20 protein-coding genes are annotated in these 17471 nt (G+C 55.1%); 5 read left to right on the top strand and 15 right to left on the bottom strand.

All coding sequences use genetic code 11. The features are described 5' to 3' along the window. The first annotated feature begins 9 nt into the window (after positions 1 to 9). The gene (locus tag ACYVHB_RS18605; RefSeq protein ID WP_461053283.1) at positions 10 to 492 is read left to right on the top strand and encodes a Uma2 family endonuclease; all 483 of its coding nucleotides are present in this window, start codon (positions 10 to 12) and stop codon (positions 490 to 492) included. 6 nt (positions 493 to 498) lie between these two features. Here ACYVHB_RS18605 and ACYVHB_RS18600 read toward each other — a convergent pair whose 3' ends face one another. The 4 genes from ACYVHB_RS18600 to ACYVHB_RS18585 form a co-directional block, all read right to left on the bottom strand. Further along, a complete protein-coding gene (locus tag ACYVHB_RS18600; protein WP_461053282.1) occupies positions 499 to 3144 on the bottom strand; it encodes an ABC transporter permease in 2646 nt (881 codons plus the stop codon). Beyond that, a complete protein-coding gene (locus tag ACYVHB_RS18595) occupies positions 3141 to 3479 on the bottom strand; it encodes a PadR family transcriptional regulator (RefSeq protein ID WP_461053281.1) in 339 nt (112 codons plus the stop codon). The genes ACYVHB_RS18600 and ACYVHB_RS18595 overlap by 4 nt, the downstream gene beginning before the upstream one ends. Positions 3480 to 3837: 358 nt before the next feature. Continuing rightward, positions 3838 to 4194 carry a VOC family protein gene (locus ACYVHB_RS18590; protein ID WP_461053280.1) on the bottom strand — a complete coding sequence of 119 codons (357 nt, stop codon included), beginning with the start codon at positions 4192 to 4194 and terminating at the stop codon, positions 3838 to 3840. 82 nt (positions 4195 to 4276) lie between these two features. Continuing rightward, the gene (locus ACYVHB_RS18585) at positions 4277 to 4486 is read right to left on the bottom strand and encodes a hypothetical protein (RefSeq protein WP_461053279.1); all 210 of its coding nucleotides are present in this window, start codon (positions 4484 to 4486) and stop codon (positions 4277 to 4279) included. 115 nt (positions 4487 to 4601) lie between these two features. Between ACYVHB_RS18585 and ACYVHB_RS18580 the strand changes: the two genes are divergently transcribed. Further along, entirely contained in the window at positions 4602 to 5327 is a 726-nt protein-coding gene (locus tag ACYVHB_RS18580) for a universal stress protein (protein ID WP_461053278.1), read from the top strand. A gap of 168 nt (positions 5328 to 5495) precedes the next feature. Continuing rightward, positions 5496 to 6350, top strand: coding sequence for a universal stress protein (locus ACYVHB_RS18575; protein ID WP_461053277.1), 855 nt, complete (start codon positions 5496 to 5498; stop codon positions 6348 to 6350). Positions 6351 to 6421: 71 nt separating this feature from the next. Here ACYVHB_RS18575 and ACYVHB_RS18570 read toward each other — a convergent pair whose 3' ends face one another. From ACYVHB_RS18570 to ACYVHB_RS18550, 5 genes are all read right to left on the bottom strand, one after another. Continuing rightward, complete coding sequence (locus tag ACYVHB_RS18570) at positions 6422 to 6727, bottom strand: DUF3817 domain-containing protein (RefSeq protein ID WP_461053276.1); 306 nt, start codon at positions 6725 to 6727, stop codon at positions 6422 to 6424. An 85-nt stretch (positions 6728 to 6812) separates the two neighbouring features. Continuing rightward, positions 6813 to 7259, bottom strand: coding sequence for a GNAT family N-acetyltransferase (locus ACYVHB_RS18565; RefSeq protein ID WP_461053275.1), 447 nt, complete (start codon positions 7257 to 7259; stop codon positions 6813 to 6815). Between the two features lie 4 nt (positions 7260 to 7263). Then, positions 7264 to 7896 (bottom strand): LysE family translocator, encoded by a 633-nt coding sequence (locus ACYVHB_RS18560; protein WP_461053274.1) that lies wholly within the window; start codon positions 7894 to 7896, stop codon positions 7264 to 7266. Between the two features lie 13 nt (positions 7897 to 7909). Continuing rightward, complete coding sequence (locus ACYVHB_RS18555) at positions 7910 to 8413, bottom strand: GNAT family N-acetyltransferase (protein WP_461053273.1); 504 nt, start codon at positions 8411 to 8413, stop codon at positions 7910 to 7912. A 6-nt stretch (positions 8414 to 8419) separates the two neighbouring features. Then, the gene (locus ACYVHB_RS18550) at positions 8420 to 9043 is read right to left on the bottom strand and encodes a pyridoxamine 5'-phosphate oxidase family protein (RefSeq protein ID WP_461053272.1); all 624 of its coding nucleotides are present in this window, start codon (positions 9041 to 9043) and stop codon (positions 8420 to 8422) included. Between the two features lie 123 nt (positions 9044 to 9166). Here ACYVHB_RS18550 and ACYVHB_RS18545 point away from each other — a divergent pair, with 123 nt between their 5' ends. Then, positions 9167 to 10651: an aminotransferase-like domain-containing protein gene (locus ACYVHB_RS18545; protein ID WP_461053563.1), complete on the top strand. Its 1485-nt coding sequence runs from the start codon at positions 9167 to 9169 to the stop codon at positions 10649 to 10651. 62 nt (positions 10652 to 10713) lie between these two features. After that, entirely contained in the window at positions 10714 to 12426 is a 1713-nt protein-coding gene (locus ACYVHB_RS18540) for a hypothetical protein (protein ID WP_461053271.1), read from the top strand. Here ACYVHB_RS18540 and ACYVHB_RS18535 read toward each other — a convergent pair. From ACYVHB_RS18535 to ACYVHB_RS18510, 6 genes are all read right to left on the bottom strand, one after another. Beyond that, positions 12413 to 12706, bottom strand: a complete 294-nt coding sequence (locus tag ACYVHB_RS18535) for an Ada metal-binding domain-containing protein (RefSeq protein ID WP_461053270.1) — start codon at positions 12704 to 12706, stop codon at positions 12413 to 12415. The two genes, ACYVHB_RS18540 and ACYVHB_RS18535, sit on opposite strands and share 14 nt — an antisense overlap. Then, complete coding sequence (locus ACYVHB_RS18530; protein WP_461053269.1) at positions 12703 to 13404, bottom strand: 2OG-Fe(II) oxygenase; 702 nt, start codon at positions 13402 to 13404, stop codon at positions 12703 to 12705. Before ACYVHB_RS18530 ends, ACYVHB_RS18535 begins: the two co-directional genes overlap by 4 nt. 36 nt (positions 13405 to 13440) lie before the next feature. Then, positions 13441 to 14286 carry a bifunctional helix-turn-helix domain-containing protein/methylated-DNA--[protein]-cysteine S-methyltransferase gene (locus ACYVHB_RS18525; protein ID WP_461053268.1) on the bottom strand — a complete coding sequence of 282 codons (846 nt, stop codon included), beginning with the start codon at positions 14284 to 14286 and terminating at the stop codon, positions 13441 to 13443. A 77-nt stretch (positions 14287 to 14363) separates the two neighbouring features. Beyond that, positions 14364 to 15233, bottom strand: coding sequence for an aldose 1-epimerase family protein (locus tag ACYVHB_RS18520; protein WP_461053267.1), 870 nt, complete (start codon positions 15231 to 15233; stop codon positions 14364 to 14366). Between the two features lie 255 nt (positions 15234 to 15488). Beyond that, positions 15489 to 16409, bottom strand: a complete 921-nt coding sequence (locus tag ACYVHB_RS18515; protein ID WP_461053266.1) for an NAD-dependent epimerase/dehydratase family protein — start codon at positions 16407 to 16409, stop codon at positions 15489 to 15491. 98 nt (positions 16410 to 16507) lie between these two features. Next, positions 16508 to 17470 carry a phosphotriesterase family protein gene (locus ACYVHB_RS18510; protein WP_461053265.1) on the bottom strand — a complete coding sequence of 321 codons (963 nt, stop codon included), beginning with the start codon at positions 17468 to 17470 and terminating at the stop codon, positions 16508 to 16510. Position 17471 lies beyond the last annotated feature (1 nt).

Below are 17471 nucleotides of genomic sequence, written 5' to 3'. Positions count from 1 at the left end.
ATCTCTTGCATGATGGAAACAGCCACCGAACTCCTGTCAGACTACGAGCGCGAACGCGGAAAACCTATGCCAAACACGACGCACGCTGTTATTCAGTCAAACCTTATTTTTGAACTGAAAAGCCAACACCGTCATCAGTATCGAATCCTATCGGAATTGACATTGAACACGCCCCCAAATGGCTCAACCCCCGATGTAGTCATTTACCCCCACTTTGACGTTGATTTTACGGCTGAATACCCTGCTAAACGCTCCGATGCTCCATTGGTAAGCATCGAAATTCAGTCGCCATCGCAGAGTCTGGATGAAATGGTGGATAAAGTCAACATCTATTTTGATTTTGGCGTAACCTCATGCTGGGTCGTGCAGCCCCGCATAAAAGCCATTTTTGTGTTCGACCGCCCTAATCATTACCAGTTTTTCCATTACGACGACACACTGCGCGATCCTAACCTGAACATAGAAATACAACTCTCCCTTATTTTTGAGTGAGCTTGCTCACTCACTCCGTAAACTCTTAACCGGATTCATCAGGGCCGCTTTGATGCTCTGGAACGAGACCGTCAATAGCGTAATCAGCAATGCACCGGCACCTGCTGCAGCAAATACCCACCAGGAAATATCGGAGCGGTATTGGTACTGTTGCAACCAGTCATTCATGAAGTAATAAGCCGTTGGAGAAGCAATCACCAACGAAATCAGGACCAGTACCAAAAAGTCTTTTGAGAGGAGTTGCCATAGATTGAATACCGAAGCGCCCAGCACTTTCCGCACGCCGATTTCCTTAGTGCGTTGCTCAGCAACGAAGGAGGCCAGACCAAACAAGCCTAAGCATGAGATAAAAATGGCCAGAATCGCAAAGACGGTGGAAAGTCGGCCGATGCGCTCCTCCGCGCGAAACTTGCGGTCGTATTCGTCACTGGCGAATTTATAGTCGAACGGACTACCAGGGTTGTGCCGCCGGAAAACGGGTTCAATTCGGGTGAGCGCTTCGCTGGCACTCATTTGCGGCTTGAGCTTAATATGAATGAAGTAGGCCCAGTCTTCCTTCAGCAAAAATAGGGTTGGCTGGATGGGCGTGAAGGGTGAACCCATCACCACGTCGTTGATCAGACCAATAATTGTGTAGTTCTGACCATTCCACTTGATGTATTGCCCAACGGGTTCGTTCATGCCCATGAACTTGGCCGCACTTTCGTTGACGACGATGCCGAGCGAATCGGTTGAAAAGCTGCGTGAAAAATCGCGTCCCTGTTTGAACTGCCAGCCGACTGTTTTACCGTATTCATGGGTAACCCCGACCGTGCCGAAATCGCCCACTTGGTTAGGGTCTTTGCCCTTCCAGTCAAAACTGGCATCACTACTCCATACTTCTGAGGTTGGGCTGGATGATTCGGCTATGTCTAAAACGGCGCCGGTTCGCAGCAGGTCATAGCGGATAGCGTCGTAGTGCCCACGCAGGTCCGGTGTGTTTATCCGAATCGAAAGCAACCCGGTCCGGTCATAACCGATGGGGCGATTTTTGGCGTGCTGAATTTGCTGGAATACAATAATCGTCCCGATAATGAGCGTTACTGAAACCGTAAATTGCGTAACGACCAGCACCTTACGCGGCAGAGCCGCGAAGCGCCCAACCCGAAAGGTACCTTTCAACACCCTGACCGGCTGGAAGCCCGACAGGTACAAAGCGGGATAGCTGCCCGCTACCAGCCCCGTAAGTAGCGTGAAGCCAAAGCTTAATGCCCAAAACACCATACGACTCCCAGGAAAAACTGTCTTTTTATCGACAAGTTCGTTGAACTGTGGCAGGAGAATTTGCACCAGCAGCAGAGCAAAGACGAGTGCGATGACGGCTACCAGCAACGATTCGCTGAGAAACTGGCTGATTAGTTGACCACGTACTGAACCGACGGCTTTACGAATGCCGACTTCTTTAGCGCGTTTCTCGGAACGGGCCGTTGATAGGTTCATGAAGTTGATGCACGCCAAGAGCAACACAAACAACCCAATGATGCCGAACAACCACACGAATTGAATGCGTCCCCGAACCGACACACCGTTTTCCCATTCCGACCGCAGATGCCATTGGCTCATTGGATGCAGAAACGCCTTCGGATCAAACTTAGCTTCCTCTTGGGCGTGTCGGGCCTTGATTCGCTCAATCTTGGCCGTAACCTGCTCAAAACTGGTGTTAGGCGTAATCTGGACCAGTAGCTGAAAGGAGTTATTTCCCCAATTTGTCTCGGACCGTTTGACCCATTCCTCCTCTTTAACAAAGTATTTCCAGGGGAGTAGAAATGATACGTCTCGAAACTCGGTGTTATAAGGCAAATCTTCGTAAACGCCCGTTACCTTGAAGTAATGCTTATTGTCGATCCTAACGAGTTTACTCACGGGATCAGTTTCGCCAAACAGCGCCTTCGCTACCGACTCCGACAACAGGATAGACGTCGGGTCGTCAAGCCCGTTCTGCATGCCGCTGACCATCCTGAGTGAACACATCTGCGGAAAGTCCGACTCTACGCAATTTCCCTGTTTGGTTAATTTGTTGGAACCATGAGCAAGGATATGCTCATCGGTCCACGAAGACAATACGATGCGGTCGAAATAACTGGCATACTCATTCTGCAACACCGTCCGCATGGGAAGGGGTGTCGCTGGCGTTGTCGTGGTTGTTCCATTGAAGGTTTGGTGTTGCATCACCCGTGCGATGCGGTCGTGATTCTGGTGGTATCTATCGTAAGAGAGTTCATCCCAAACCCACAAGCCGATCAGCATGGCCACGGCCATCCCAACAGTTAGGCCGCCGATGTTGATGACAGAATAGACTCTGTTGCGGATCAGATTCCGCCAGGCGATTTTTAGATAATTGCGAATCATAGCAGGGCTGAGAAGTAATGATTGATGCTCGTCTTGTTGTTTCTGTTGTCTTTTTCGCACGAACGGGGGCAGCACCGATACAACGTTGAGCAGATAACGTACGGTGGCCTGCGTCCTGCCCGCCCGTTGGTACCAATACGTATAGAGCTCGTCTAAATCGCCTTCAACTTCTTCCAGCGTGTCGGCTGGGTGGCTCCAGGTCAGGAGCCATTTAGCCCAGCCGGGTGGGGATGGCGGTCCGACGTTTCGGTTGGGCGCGTTCATAGACCGCTTAGTCGTAACGCGTTGGGCGGCACCAATTGCCAGAGATCCTGACGCAGTTGCTGAATCTCCTGCAACGCCCGGCTGCCTAAGGCCGTCACACGGAACAATCGCTTGCGTCGGCCGCCCCTTTCGGCGGTGGCCCCGCCCAGTTGAGAAGTTACGAAACCCTTTTCTTCCAGTCGAATCAGCGTGTTATGAACGGTCCCAAGGGTGACTACCCGACCGGTGTGTTCTTCTAATGCCTGACTGACGGTAACGCCATAACCGTCCCCGTCCAGGATGGCGACCATCAGTAAAACCACTTCTTCAAACTCGCCTAAGTACGTGCGACGCATAACCCAATGCATTAGTCTATATTATATCGTACAAATCTTCAGCCAACTTGCGCGATATACCCAAAACGGCCCATATAGGCGTATTCAGGTGTATTCTGCACAATTAGATTGTCCGTTTACGGACAGCGGCCGTCCCCAAACGGACACTACCGTACTAATCCTGATTTATTTAGTAGCGGGCATAGCTCGGTGGCGGGCGCTGTTTCACAAGGCCGATTACAGGCGACAGCCTGTTACCAAAGAACGTGACTATTAGTCTGTTGATCCGCTTAATTCGTTCCAGTCCGCGTAGGAAACAACGCCGATATCGGGTCTGGGCGGGCCGGGGAGCATCGCAATAAACTCCAGTTCGTGGTTATCAGGGTCGCGGAAGTAAATGGAGACGGCGGGCATCCAGCCGAACACCATCGGTTCGCCAGTTTCCTGTTTCAGGAAATTGTAATGAGCCAAGCCCCCGGCGTTCCAGAAATTGAACGGACTTCCCGGTAATGGCTTCTATTGAGCAGCGAAAGGCGTAGTGCTGGGGTATGACCTGATGGCGGGGCTTCTCCCAAAAACCCAGCATGGCCTTGCCCCGCTGGCCAATCCAGTAGAACGCCACGCGCCGGTTTGAGGAAAACCGGCCCAGTTCCAGACCAAGCACCTGCCCGTAGAAGTGCATGGATGCGTCGAGTGAGACAACCGGAATGTGCGTTTCAAACAGTCCGTCGATCATGGGCTGTTTTTGGAGAAGCGTGAAACCACTCGCTGACCGGTTTTAGGCGAAATCTACCGTAAAAAACGTATTGACAACCCAACTACTCAGGCTCGACGGCGACGGTTCGACGGTGCTGAAACTTAGCAACCGCTTCGCTGATGTACTGCTCACTGAGCGCATTGGGATCGTAGCGCCGGAATTCCTGTTGCAGCCGGGTTACGTTCTGATAATAAACCGGACTGCTCAGGATGTTTTGTACTCCCCGCACGATCTGCCATTGGCTGGGTTTCTCGGTCTTCAGGCTGGGCATCAACCTGAAATAGCCAATGCCCTTAGCGGCTTCAGGCTAACATTGTTCGTGGTTTGTGCGTTTGTGATTGTAGTTCGGTCCACCATACATACCTCCACGAACAACCCCTTTACCGATGACAAACCTGCTTTTCCCCACTGACTTTTCGTCCGACAACGCGGCTGCCCTGAGCTGGGCGCGGCTGTTCGCCCGCAAAACCGGCGCCACCATCACGCTGCTTCACGTGTTTCAACCCATGATTCCCGACTCGACCTTGCCAACCATCGGCGATCCGGGTTTGGGCATTGCGGCCTCGCAGGAAATAGAAATCATCAGCCGACAGCGCCTAACCGAACTCGCGGCCGAACTACAGGAGCAGGGGCTGTCGGTCCAGACCGATTGGCGCATTGGCTCAGCCGAAGAGGAGATTCTGGAGGTGGCCCGCGCCGGTAGAGCTGATCTGATCGTGATGGGCCGCTCTGACCTAAGTACGTTTTTTGACCGGCTGGCGGGTAGTGCCGTCACCGATGTTGCCGCCGAAGCCATTTGTCCAGTGCTGGTGGTACCAACGCATACTGATGCCATTGCCATTCCGGCGCAGGTGCGAACCATTGCCTACGCCATGCAATCCCGCACGACCCAAAGCGACGTATCCGCCCAAACCGATTCGTTGGTGGAAGCCTTCGACGCCGATTTGGTGGTACTGACCGACGATAAATTAGACAATGTAGCGGCCGACCTGATCGTGATGCAGTTGTACCCGCATTCGGGTTTCTTAGACAATCTGCTTCATCCCAACCGAACCAGTGCATTGGTCGAAAAATCGGACGTACCAGTGCTGATTTACCACACCCCAAAGTGACATTTTTGAGTGTGTGAGTTTATAAGTGTTTGAGTATATGCGTATGCGAAACACGCATAAACCCCTATACCATACTCACTAAAATGATAACAAACAGACAACAGGCTGTCCGGGTAGGTTAGCCTGTTGTTTTTGCTTACGACAGGACACATTCCTTCACTCCATACGATGCAAACGATTCTCTTCTCCGCCGACTTCACCGAATCAACCACCAATGCGCTTAGCTGGGCGCAGCTGTTCGCTCGTCACTATAAGGCAACGCTGGTGCTGGTTCACGTACAGCAAGTGGCCCTTCCCGATGCGACATTGCCCGTTGCGGGAGAATTGGGTATGGGCGTGGGTGTACCTATGGATACAGAATCTACCAGCCTCGACCAGTTGACAACGCTGGCCGATCAACTCCGGGCCGAGGGACTCACCTGCCAGACCGACCTGCGCCGGGGTGCGCTGAAAGACGCCATTCTGTCGGCAGCCCAGGAGCATAATGCCGATCTGATTATTACTGGACGCAGCCACCTGAACAACTTCTTTGACCGGATTGCAGGAACGGTAGCGACGGGCGTCGCACGGGGAGCCAACTGTCCGGTGTTGGTTGTACCAGCGGGCGAGTCTGAAACGGCAACCCAACCGCAGGTCCAAACCATTGTGTTCACAACGCCACTGGAGTTCGATCAGCAGGACGGGTTTAAGCAGGCTCTCGACATGGCCCGGACTTTCGGGGCAACGTTGCGGGTGCTACACGTCCGGGCCGAAAACCAGCCGAACCTCACCGACGACGACACGATGATCGGCCAGTTGCAGACGGTGTATGGTTCCGATCCGCTGCCGGTCGATACGGTTGACGCACGCACGGTGAGCGGTGGTATCGAAACGTATTTGAGCGACAATCCGGCCGATCTGCTCGTGATGACCACCCGGGAGCGGGACTTTCTGTCGGGCTTACTGAACCCCAGCCTCACCGGCCGGATGGTGGTGCTGGCCAATCTGCCGGTGCTGGTTTTCCAGGCCGAAGCGAATTCGTGAGAAAGGTGTGTGGGTGTTTAAGTGTGTTAGTGTACATGAACCGCATACGCCTACACACCCAAACACTTCTTTTACCGGGCTTCTGCGCTCCGGAACAGTTTCACGTCGGCCCAGAACGTGCCAAACGGGACAATCGACGCTAACAGGGCCAACAACATCTTTTTCACTGACCAGTCCTGCTCGATCTTCGCCTGAATCACGGCCAGCACGTACAACACGAACAGCAGTCCGTGTACCATACCAAATACTTTATTGGGACCAGGCATTCCGAAACCGTATTTCAGCGGCATCGTCACAAAAAGCAGAATCAGGAACGAAACGCCTTCGACAAAGGCCAAAATTCGCAGTCGACCAATTTGAGTGCTGAGTAAATTCATAGGGTATTTACGATGGTTTACTTTTCATTCGTAAAACCTGATTTGCGGTGAAGTCGTTCTGGAAGACTTGTGTGGATATTCAAAATCAACGCTGTAGCGTCATAAAATACAAATCAAGGCCGGGTGCCCAGTGATTTGGCTCCGTGTTGCTTAACACAAAGCCGAACTTCTCGAAGAATTGGTACGCTACCCGCGACGTCTGACACTCGATGACCGCAACAGCCGGATGCGTCAGAATCTGGTCCAGAACGTGCCGCAATAGAGCGCTGCCAACGCCCAGACCCCTCAAGTCAGGGTCGGCTAAAATCCAGCAAATCCGCGCCACAGAAGCATCCTGGATCAGGTAGTAACCACACGCGCCCACCACCTGCCCTTTGTGCTCGGCTACAAAATAAGGATCGTTGTTCTGCGGTAAGAAACGGGCGTACTCGTCAACCTCGACCGCTGCAAAGGCCACAGGTACATTCTTTCGGAAAACAGTTAGCAGCGGCTCGGCGTCGTTGGGCGTGTACGGTCGCAGGGTGATACTCATTTGTTTATTTTCCTTTATCAAGCGCCATCCGCACGGCTAATCCGGTCAGAATCCCAGCCATGACCCGTTTCTGCACCCGGATAAACGTCGGCCTTGCCCCAAACCACCGGGCGACCCGAGCGGCCAGCAGCACAATCAACAAGTCGCCAATGGTGGCAACGGTCAGTTGCGTGAATCCCAACTGGAGATTCTGAATCAGCAGTGAGCCGTAGGCAGGATCGGTAAACTGCGGGAAGAACGACACGTAAAACACCGCTACTTTGGGGTTCAGCACATTGGTCAGAAAACCCATCCTGAACAACTTAGCGTCCCCGTCGTGGGGCAGATTCCGCGTCTCAAACGGCGACACGCTACCGGGTTTTATCGCTTCCCAGGCCAGATAAAGCAAATAACCGATACCCAGCCAGCGCAACGCTTCGTACGCCAGCGGGATAGCCATGAACACCGCCGTCAACCCGAAAGAAACCAAGAATATGTGGACGAAAAAACCCGCCAGAATACCGCCCAGCGACAGCAAACCAGCCCGTCGACCCTGCGTAATGGAGCGCGAAATCAGATAAATCATGTTCGGACCGGGGCTGAGCACCAGTCCCAGGGCCGCCAAGGCGAACAGCAGAAGAGTAGGTAATGGAATCATACAAAAGCGGGGTTTATCGGTCTAAAAATAATACCATCTGTTCTTCATCATAGTACGAGTCACCGTCTTTGAGTGCGTTTAGCTCCCGCGCGAATGACCGAAAGCCTGCTCTTTCATAGAGCCGTTTGGCCGATTCGTTCGTGGCAGCAACAGTTAGATTAATCTGCTCGACGTCGGTCTTCTCCCGAACGCGCCGGATGAGATCATTCAGCAACTGCCGCCCGAAGCCTTTGCCGCCGTGTTCAGTCGACACGTACATTCGGAACAGCAATCCTTTGTGGCGCAGCTTCTCCCGCGTCTGACCCTCGCGCTGAAAACTGACCACGCCCGCCAGTGTACCGGCCTCAGTCAGCAGGCCGAGCGTGAAACTATCGGCTGTTCCGGTTGTTGGGAATGGCTCCCGCGCTTCGTCATCGGGACTGATGCGGAAACAGCTCCGGTACGCATGAAGCCCGCCCATGAAGAAAGTTTTGTAGTCGTGCGGGTGCTCATTCGTCAATTCGATAATCGTCATCATGGCTATTCATCGTAAATACGCGGGTAACAGCACACGTTCCTCACTTTCCCGCGCAACCGGCGTCAGCCGGACGGTCTGCATTGGCACCACGCCCGACCATGTCGGCAGATCGGCATCTTCGGGGTCATCGCTGGGGCCACCGGTGCGGATTTTGGCGGAGGCTTCGGCCAGCGAAAACGCCAGCACGGTTGTTTTGCGCAACTCGCTGTCCGTGGTAGGGCGGAGATCGGCCCAGCGGCCCGGCACCAGATGATCCGTAATCAGGGCCAGCACGTCCATTTTTTCGGTTTCATCGGTTACTTTCCGAGCGCTGCCAAAGATAACCACCGACCGGTAATTGACCGAGTGATGGAACGCCGATTTGGCCAGCACCAGCCCATCGCAGAGCATAACCGAAATACAAACCGGGCCGCCCTGCTCAATCTGACGGATGAAGTGACTCCCCACCGACCCATGAATGTAAAGCTGGTCATCCTGCCGGGCGAAAGCCGTTGGAATGGCCATCGGCTGCCCGTCCGCTACGTAGCTGACGGTACAGAAGAGCGCTTCGTCCAGAATTGGGTGAATCGTTTCGACGTCGTAGTGGGCGCGTTTGGCCAATCGGCTGGGAATAATACGGGTAGTTTGCATTCGAGTTGTTGTTATGCGAGCAAATATCTTCTTTTACCGGCCTATCAGAACGGTCCAGTTTTCACAAATGAAATAGTCCAGTTTGCAGACGTATCGATGAAAACCTTTTTAGTGAGTAAGTCTATGCTACCCTTCAAATCACTTTTATCGCTTGACAGATCGTTAACTACGCCCGTTTTTGTGCAACTGAGCGATCAGTTCGCTCAACTCATCCGCGCGGGAACGCTGTCGGCGGGCCAGCGGCTGCCCGGCACGCGCCAGTTAGCCGACCTGCTCGCCGTTAACCGGCAAACCATCGTGGCGGCCTACGACGAAGCCACGGCGCAGGGCTGGCTCGAAAGCCGACCGGGCAGCGGCACCTTTGTGGCGGGGCATTTGCCGGACGTTCGGCCGCAGGAACTGACCTCTCCCAGCAACGCCATTGCTGAACGTCATCGCCTTGCTGAACAGCCTGGTTACCCGTTCGAGTCGCTGCCGTTTCTGACCCGGCCACTACTGACTAATTCCAAGGGGTTGCGTTTGGATGATGGGTTTCCCGATATACGGCTGGCTCCATTAGCCGAACTGAGCCGCGCGTACCGGTCTTATTGTGGGTGGGGCGATCCACAACAGCATTTCGGCTACGGCGATACGAAAGGTCACCCACTCCTGCGTGAACAACTGTCGCTCTACCTCAACGAAACGCGCGGCCTGCGCACCACGCCCGACAACATCCTCATCACGCGGGGCAGCATTATGGGCCTGCACCTGGCCAGTCGGGTGCTACTGCGCCCTGGCGACGTGGTCGTGACGGGCGAAACGACCTGGGCGGGGGCCACGATGAATTTTCGTAATGCCGGAGCCACCGTGCTGACGGTTCCCGTTGATGCGCTCGGAATCGACGTGGAGGCACTATCGCTATTGGCCGAAAAAATACCAGTTCGATTGGTGTCCGTGACGCCCCATCACCACTACCCTACCACCGTGACGCTGCGCCCCGACCGGCGCGTTCGGCTGCTACAACTCGCCGAGCAGTACGGTTTTGCGATTCTGGAAGATGATTACGATTATGATTTCCACTACCTCAGCCGCCCAATTCTACCCCTCGCCAGCGCCGACCGGCATGGTATGGTCGTTTACATTGGCTCGCTAACCAAGTCGGTAGCTCCCGCGTTCCGAATTGGCTATGTAGTGGCCCCAACCGCGCTGATCGATGAGCTGGCCCGGCTCCGGCGCATCATCGACCGGCAGGGCGACCCAATACTGGAATTTGCGGTTGGGCAGTTATTCAAAACCGGCGATCTCCGGCGGCACTTTCGCAAAGCACTGCGTACCTATCATGCCCGGCGTGACCACTTTTGCCACCTGCTGACAACGGAATTGCATGACACGGTGCAGTTCACCAAACCCGATGGAGGATTAGCCGTATGGGCCACCATCGACCCGGCGATTGATATGGAAAAATTGACTGACAGAGCCAGCCAGAACGGGCTTTACTTTTCTAACGGCTTGATCCACAACCCACCGGGTCAGGTAATGAACAGCACCCGGCTTGGCTTTGCGTCGAGTACAGAAGCCGAGTTGGAGCGGAGTGTGGCGGTGCTGAAGAAGTTACTGGCCGAAAATTAGTAGGAAACTTCCGTCCTCACTTTTGAAGGTTACACTGCATTCCTTCCTCAGTCCCTCAACCAATGAACAGACGAACGTTCGTCCGTACCGGAACAACCTCGGTTTGCGTTCTGCCGCTCCTACGGGGTACGGCCTTTGGTGAGTCTACTCCTGTCGACCCGCCAACGAAACCGGCCTGGCTGCTCGAATTAATCAAGGGCAACGACCAGCAGCTCACTACCGTGCGCGCATCACGAATCAGCGAGCCTGCCCATCCTGCTTTCGGTGGACTGAAAGACGGCGATGACATCCCAAATCCGCAGTCGACGGCTGATTTTGTTCGGCGGGCTGCTTGCGCCCTGTCGTGCCCAGAGTCGGCGCACTACCGGTCGAACGCCTTGCTCGGGGAAATGGCCGGAGCGATTCAGTACCTGCTCAAGGTTCAACACGCGGACGGCACGCTCGATCTGCCCGCTACTAATTTTCACTCTACGCCCGATACGGGATTTATCGTCAAGCGGTTAACGACGGCCTACGCCCTGCTGGTCCGTTCGGAGACCCCGGCAATGGAGAGTGTTCTGGCTCAGTTAAAATCGTTTTTGCAACGGGCGGGCGAAGCGTTGATCGTCGGTGGCATTCACACGCCTAATCACCGTTGGGTGGTGTCGGCCGCGCTGACCAAATTAAACACGCTCTGGCCCGACACCCGGTACGTGGCCCGCATCGACCAATGGCTGGCCGAACACATCGACATGGATGCGGAGGGGCAGTACAACGAACGCAGCACCCTGATTTATTCACCCCTGACCAACCGCCTGCTCATCACGATTGCCACCGGGTTAAACAAACCGGACCTGCTGGATTACGTACGGAGGAATTTAGCCCTGGCCCTGTATTACCTGCATCCAAACGGCGAATTAGTTACGGAAGCGTCGGGGCGACAGGACAAAGCCCTGATTGGTACGCCCGAAGGCTATTATTACGCGTATCGCTACATGGCCTTGCAGGACAAAAACGGGGAGATGGCCGCTCTATGCCGGTGGATCGAAAAAACGATGCTGCCCAAAGCCGTCTATTACCTCGATTATCTACTCGACGATCCGGCGATCTGGCGTGAGTTGCCCGCTAACCAACTGCTGCCCACGAACTACGTAAAGGATTTTCCTAAATCGGGTTTGGTCCGAATTCGGCGCGGTGGATGGGACGGCACCCTTTTGTCGGCGAATCCCGTCTGGCTCACCTTTCACAAGGGCAACGCCGTTTTGCAGGGAATCCGGCTGGCGGCTTCTTTTTTTGGCAAAGGCCAGTTTCAAACGGAATCAATTAGCAGACAGGGCGATAGCTGGATACTAACCCAATCGCTGGAAGGCCCCTACTACCAACCCTACCCGCCCGAGACTATACCTTCAGACGGGGATTGGGAGAAGATGCCCCGGTCCAACCGCAAGCAAAGCGAAATTCAGCAACTCAAAAGTCAGGTAACAATCAGCGAAATACAGGGCGGTTTACAGGCTCAAATTCAGATTACCGGAACCGAGGGCGTCCCGGTGGCGGTGGAGCTTATCTTTCGACCCGGCGGCACCTTCACGGGAGTCTCCCCACACCCCAGCCGGGCAAACGCGTACCTGCTGTCGGAATCGGGCACCTATACCGTCCAGGCCGATACCATCACCTTCGGGCCGGGGAAGGTGCTGCACAAAAACGTTCAATTGCGGGGGTCCTTACCCGCCTTCGACGCACCGACGGTGTATCTTACCGGATTTACGCCATTTACGCATACGCTCACGCTGTCCTGAGATCTGGTTGTGATTCGTAACGCTGATTTTCCTTCCAGGCTTTGTAATCGTTCGGCAAGCAGATTCCGCAGGGCCGGAAGCCCGCTTCGATGGCCTCGGCTGTATCCCGAAAAAAGACCCGGTTGATTGCCTTCATGCGTTTCCCGGCCCGGCAGTCGAGCCCCCCGTAGATGCGGCCGGGACCGTTGCCACCGAGAGTGACAGCCCCGCTCCGAATCAACCCAACCAAGGCACGAAGCTGAGCAAACGGCGTTGGTCCTAGCACCGTGTGACGAATCATGCCGCGTCGTGAAAAATCAGTCCTAAATTCACTCGTTGGCCGCTTTTGACCTCACTGACGCCGTGCCGCATGGTCACGCGGTAATGGCCGCGGGTGCCTTTCACGGGTCTGTGCTTCGTCGTGAAAAGCAGAATCTGGCCCTGCTGCGGTTGCAAAACCGTCGCTTTCGACTGCATCCGGGGGCGCTGCTCCAACAGCACAAACTCGCCCCCGACGTAGTCCGCGCCAGGCTGATTCAAGAACACAACCGCCTGAAACGGAAAATGCAGCTCGCCGTACATATCCTGGTGCAGCGCATTCCAGTCGCCCGCGCCATACTTCAGAATCAGGGGCGTGGGGCGGGTTTGTCCGGCCGCGTGGCAGGTCGCCAACCACGCGTCGAGGTCGGTTGGGTAGCGTTGGGCGACGCCAAGCTGCTCGTTCCAGTCGTTGGCAACAGTCGCCAGTTTCGGAAATAAGTCGTGGCGAAGTGCGTCCACGACGGGCGGCAGCGGATAGTTAAAATACTTGTACTCACCACTGCCATACCCGTGCTTCTGCATCACAATGGCTTTGCGGTACAGATCCGGCGCGTCGAACAGGGCGGCCAGTTTATGGCAGTCGTCGGGCAACAAAACCGATGGCAGCAAGGCGTATCCCTTTTCCGAGAGGGTTTTTTGATGCGTCGGCCAGTCAATAGATTCTGAAGGTTGTATCATTACCAATTATTCATTCGGGATCGCCCGCCCGGTTCATTACTCATTATTTACCCGTGCCGCTTCCCAGCCCAGCATAGCCTGTTTGCGGGCCATACCCCAGCGGTAACCGCCGAACAGGCCCGTTTTCTTGATGACCCGGTGGCACGGAATTAAATAGCCTACGGGATTACTGCCAATTGCCGTGCCCACCGCCCGCGACGCCGTGGGCTGCCCGATGGCGTCGGCAATCTGATCGTAGCTGACCAGCCGACCTTCGGGAATTTTGAGTAGGGCTTCCCATACTTTGAGCTGAAACGCGGAGCCACGCAGCATTACGGGCAGGGGTTGGGGTTGGCTACTACCCGCGACGGGAAACACCTGATCGGCCAAGATTTGCACCGCTTTTGGGTCGTGCTGAAGCGTAACGCCAGGCCACGAGGATGTCAGGATAGTTGCGGGTTCTTCGTCCTCGTTCAGGAAATGCAGCAGAGCGATTTTGCCGTTGATCGCCCCCAGCACATACGCGCCGAACGGACTGTTGAACACGCCATAGGCCATGGCCAGACCGGCTCCCGCCTGCTTAAACTGCCCCGGCGTAACGCCCTCAATGCTCACGAACAGATCGTGCAGCCGACCCGTGCCCGACAGCCCGGCCCCGTGGGCGGCTTCGGATAGTGGAACCCCATTGCGGAGTTGCTGCTTAGCGTGTTCGAGGGTTAGGTATTGGCCGAATTTCTTGGGGCTCACCCCTGCCCATTCGGTGAAGAGCCGCTGAAAATGGAACTCGCTCAGGTTGACCTGACCGGCGAGGTCGGATAGGGATGGCTGGTCGCGGAAGTTGGTCGTCAGGTGGTCGATGGCCTGCGCAATTTGCCGGAATGTGTAGGTTTCAGATGCGTTCATTGCTGTTGTTGTGGTTGTTTCTGCTGTACAAAGGTCACCACAACCGAGCCGGGGCAAAACCCGATTCTTGCGCAGTTTCAGGCAATGCCGATGGTGAAGGTTGCGGCAAAAACGTCGCCCGCGTCGAGGTGCTGAATTGCCCCTTTCCGCTCAACAGGCGTTGGGGCACCCTCGGCGTCGGCATAACCTAACCACGGCTCGATGCACACGAACGGCGCACCGGGTTTGGCCCAGATGCCGAGGTGCGGAAAATCCAAAAACGAAACCGTTACGGCCCGGTCGTGGTCTTTGTGCTTCAGCGACACTCGCCGGGATTTGATGTTTTTGAACACCAATGCGTCCTGATCGAACAGGTTTGGTGTTAGCGCGAGTTGGCGATTCGTGATTGGCACGGGGCGGGTTTCGCCGGAAAACAGGCCCGCTTCTGACAGTTGGTGGGTGACGAGGGCTTCGTCCTGTTCAAATTCCAGCACGTAATCCGAATACGCTTCGCCCTCCACAAACGGCACATTGAACGCCGGGTGCGCCCCGACTGAGAAATACATTGCGGCATCTCCTTCGTTCACAACGCGGTATGTGACACTCAGGCTGGCGTCAGTCAGTTCATAGCTGATCTGAAACTCGAACTCGTACGGATACACCGCCCACGTTTTATCATTGGACCGCAGGGCAAAAATCGCGTGACTGTCCGACGATTCCGTTTCTACAAACAGCGACTGCCTTGCAAACCCGTGGCGTTTCATGGGATACGTTTCACCACCAACGTGAAGTTCATCGTTCAGCAGACCGCCAACGATGGGGAACAAGTTGGGCGCGTGCCAGCCCCAAACAGTTGGGTCGGCCTGCCAGAGGTGTTCAGTAGCCGTTGGTTTGTAAAAAATACCCGTCAGTTCGGCTCCCTGCGGGCGAATGCTGACGCGTAGCTGATTGTTTTCGATGGTTGTCATACCGTTGCGTTGTGGTTACACCAACATTGTTGTGCTTAAAGTCGGGCGGGTTAGGCACTTTAGCTAATTGTCCCGCAGGCAGGGTAAACGCATGAGATTACATTTGCTTACGCATAGCCCTTCGACAGGCTCAGGGTGACAAATCAGCTTAACAGAGTTCACTAAGTTGACTCAACTTTCCAGTCATCCTGAGCTTGTCGAAGGACTTCGCGTAAGCAATTTCTATCATGCGTTTACTCTGCCTGCGGGACGTTTCTATTTCGCCCGCACAATGGCGTCAACGGCCTGTTGGGGCGTGGTGGTGGTGAAATCGAATCGCTGACTGAACTTGCTGCTGTCGAAAAAATAATTCTGGTCATACTGGTAGAGCATGGGTTTGAACTCGCCCATGAACGGAATGAAGATACTCAGCGCACCCACCAACCAGGCGGGCATAACCTGCACCCCGGCCTTACCGGACATAGCTTCGGTGAACAGCGCTGTCCATTGCCTGCCGGTCAGCGGGATTGAATCGGTGGGCAGATGCCACACTTGATTGTAGGCGTCGGGCGTATTGCCCAGCAGAGCCGTTGCCTTAGCTGCATCGGGCGTGTAAGTGAAGTTGTGAATTTTATCGGCGTCGACCGGCCAATTAGACTTTTTGCCTTTCCGCAGGTTATCCGTCACCATCGCCTGCAATACACTGTTGGTACCGCCAGGTCCGTAGAAATCGGCTGAACGGGCAATCAGTGCCGTCAGCGTCCCTTTCTTTACTTCGCTCAGGATCATATCGGCGATTTGCGCCCGTACCTTACCTTTTTCAGAGGGTGGATTAACGGGCGACTCCTCCGTCATGTGGCCAATGGCGCTCCGGTCGTACATGTATACGTTATCGAAGAACACCAGTTTAGCCCCGTGTTTCTGGCAGGCGGCAACCACGTTTGTAATGAACGGTGGCCACGACTGCTGCCAGACTTTGGTGCTGTAGGGAAAGCCAACTGTAACGTAAACGACCTCCGACCCAGCCACCGCCCGGTCCACCTGACTGCCATCCAGTAAATCAGCGGGCATCAATTCATCCGTTGGGTTGACGGCTTTGGGATTGCGGGCCACCAGCCGAATGTGGGGCGTGTAGGCAATAAGTTGGCGGGCAAGCTCAGCACCGATGTTGCCGCCAGCGCCTAAGATGGTTTGCATACGAGAGAAAGAATAGAGGGTTACGTGGGGTAAATATAGGGGCTCACCGCTCATTTCAAACCCGTCCGGTTACTGTTTTACGAAGGCCGTGCTGTCTGTCATTGCCCGTCGCTGAAACTGTAGAGCGCTGCTGGATTGTCAATCATCAGGCGGTTCCAGTAATCGCCTAAGCCCCGGCGGTTGAGTTCGTCGCGAAACGTGGTCAGCAGATACGTCAGGCCCGGTGAACCGCCGTACGATTGCCAGTAGGTGTTGCGGGCTGCATCCATTCCGGCGGTTATTTGTTCGGGAAAATCGGGCAGCAGAGTCTCCAGCAGCCGAAACGTCCCGTTTTCTTCGCCCTTCTTCCAGCGAAACGCACTGTCGAATTCAACCCGGACGCCGGTTTGCAACAAGGCCTGGTGGTAGGCAAGGTCAGGGCAGCGGTCAACGTGCGAGATGACCACGTGGCGCAGGTCGGCCCCGAGCTGGGCAAATCGTTCGGCCTGGGCGAGAGCATGGCGCCCGGCGTTGGTATGGGTCAGAATCGGTACGCCCGTTGCCCGATGCGTGTTGACCACCGCCCGGAAAATCAACTCCTGATGGAGCGTAATAGTCTCGTCGCCGGTGGCTAATTTAATCATCCCGGCTTTGTGTTCGGTACGGTCGACTACGGGTCCGTTGTAATCATAGGCGTCAATTCCTTCCTCCAGGTCGGCAATAAACAGGCGGGTCAACTGGTCTTCGGAATAGTGGTAGCGCCAGTGAGAAAGAGGGTAATACTGTTCCAAGTGAATGCCGGTTGGCGCAACAATCTGAATCCCCGTCCGGCGCGATACCTCGGCTAATTTCAGCACATTCCGACCACTGTTGGCGGGCATCGTGTCCACCATTGTTCGGCCACCGGCTTCATACACCCGCGTCAACTCTTCCGAGACTTTATCCACGTCATTCAGCAGAAAATCCGGGTTCGCCTGCGTCGGAAAGCTTTCCTCAATAATCAGGTGTTCGTGCGCGTACGTAACACCCAGTTGCGACGCCGGAATATCGCCTAGCACGGTTCTCACAAAAGGCGTGTCCATA

It is taken from the genome of Spirosoma arcticum (assembly GCF_054779955.1).
Note: the sequence above shows the minus strand (reverse complement) of the source record. Positions and strands in the feature narration are given on the sequence as shown.

Coding starts and splice junctions, on each gene's coding strand:
- ACYVHB_RS18580 (WP_461053278.1), top strand. CDS start 4,602: ATGACAAACCTGCTTTTCCCCACTGACTTTTCGTCCGACAACGCGGCT.
- ACYVHB_RS18510 (WP_461053265.1), bottom strand. CDS start 17,470: ATGGACACGCCTTTTGTGAGAACCGTGCTAGGCGATATTCCGGCGTCG.
- ACYVHB_RS18605 (WP_461053283.1), top strand. CDS start 10: ATGATGGAAACAGCCACCGAACTCCTGTCAGACTACGAGCGCGAACGC.
- ACYVHB_RS18535 (WP_461053270.1), bottom strand. CDS start 12,706: ATGATTCGTCACACGGTGCTAGGACCAACGCCGTTTGCTCAGCTTCGT.
- ACYVHB_RS18555 (WP_461053273.1), bottom strand. CDS start 8,413: ATGATGACGATTATCGAATTGACGAATGAGCACCCGCACGACTACAAA.
- ACYVHB_RS18540 (WP_461053271.1), top strand. CDS start 10,714: ATGAACAGACGAACGTTCGTCCGTACCGGAACAACCTCGGTTTGCGTT.
- ACYVHB_RS18515 (WP_461053266.1), bottom strand. CDS start 16,409: ATGCAAACCATCTTAGGCGCTGGCGGCAACATCGGTGCTGAGCTTGCC.
- ACYVHB_RS18575 (WP_461053277.1), top strand. CDS start 5,496: ATGCAAACGATTCTCTTCTCCGCCGACTTCACCGAATCAACCACCAAT.
- ACYVHB_RS18585 (WP_461053279.1), bottom strand. CDS start 4,486: ATGCCCAGCCTGAAGACCGAGAAACCCAGCCAATGGCAGATCGTGCGG.
- ACYVHB_RS18600 (WP_461053282.1), bottom strand. CDS start 3,144: ATGAACGCGCCCAACCGAAACGTCGGACCGCCATCCCCACCCGGCTGG.
- ACYVHB_RS18530 (WP_461053269.1), bottom strand. CDS start 13,404: ATGATACAACCTTCAGAATCTATTGACTGGCCGACGCATCAAAAAACC.
- ACYVHB_RS18520 (WP_461053267.1), bottom strand. CDS start 15,233: ATGACAACCATCGAAAACAATCAGCTACGCGTCAGCATTCGCCCGCAG.
- ACYVHB_RS18565 (WP_461053275.1), bottom strand. CDS start 7,259: ATGAGTATCACCCTGCGACCGTACACGCCCAACGACGCCGAGCCGCTG.
- ACYVHB_RS18590 (WP_461053280.1), bottom strand. CDS start 4,194: ATGATCGACGGACTGTTTGAAACGCACATTCCGGTTGTCTCACTCGAC.
- ACYVHB_RS18525 (WP_461053268.1), bottom strand. CDS start 14,286: ATGAACGCATCTGAAACCTACACATTCCGGCAAATTGCGCAGGCCATC.
- ACYVHB_RS18595 (WP_461053281.1), bottom strand. CDS start 3,479: ATGCGTCGCACGTACTTAGGCGAGTTTGAAGAAGTGGTTTTACTGATG.
- ACYVHB_RS18560 (WP_461053274.1), bottom strand. CDS start 7,896: ATGATTCCATTACCTACTCTTCTGCTGTTCGCCTTGGCGGCCCTGGGA.
- ACYVHB_RS18570 (WP_461053276.1), bottom strand. CDS start 6,727: ATGAATTTACTCAGCACTCAAATTGGTCGACTGCGAATTTTGGCCTTT.
- ACYVHB_RS18545 (WP_461053563.1), top strand. CDS start 9,167: ATGCTACCCTTCAAATCACTTTTATCGCTTGACAGATCGTTAACTACG.
- ACYVHB_RS18550 (WP_461053272.1), bottom strand. CDS start 9,043: ATGCAAACTACCCGTATTATTCCCAGCCGATTGGCCAAACGCGCCCAC.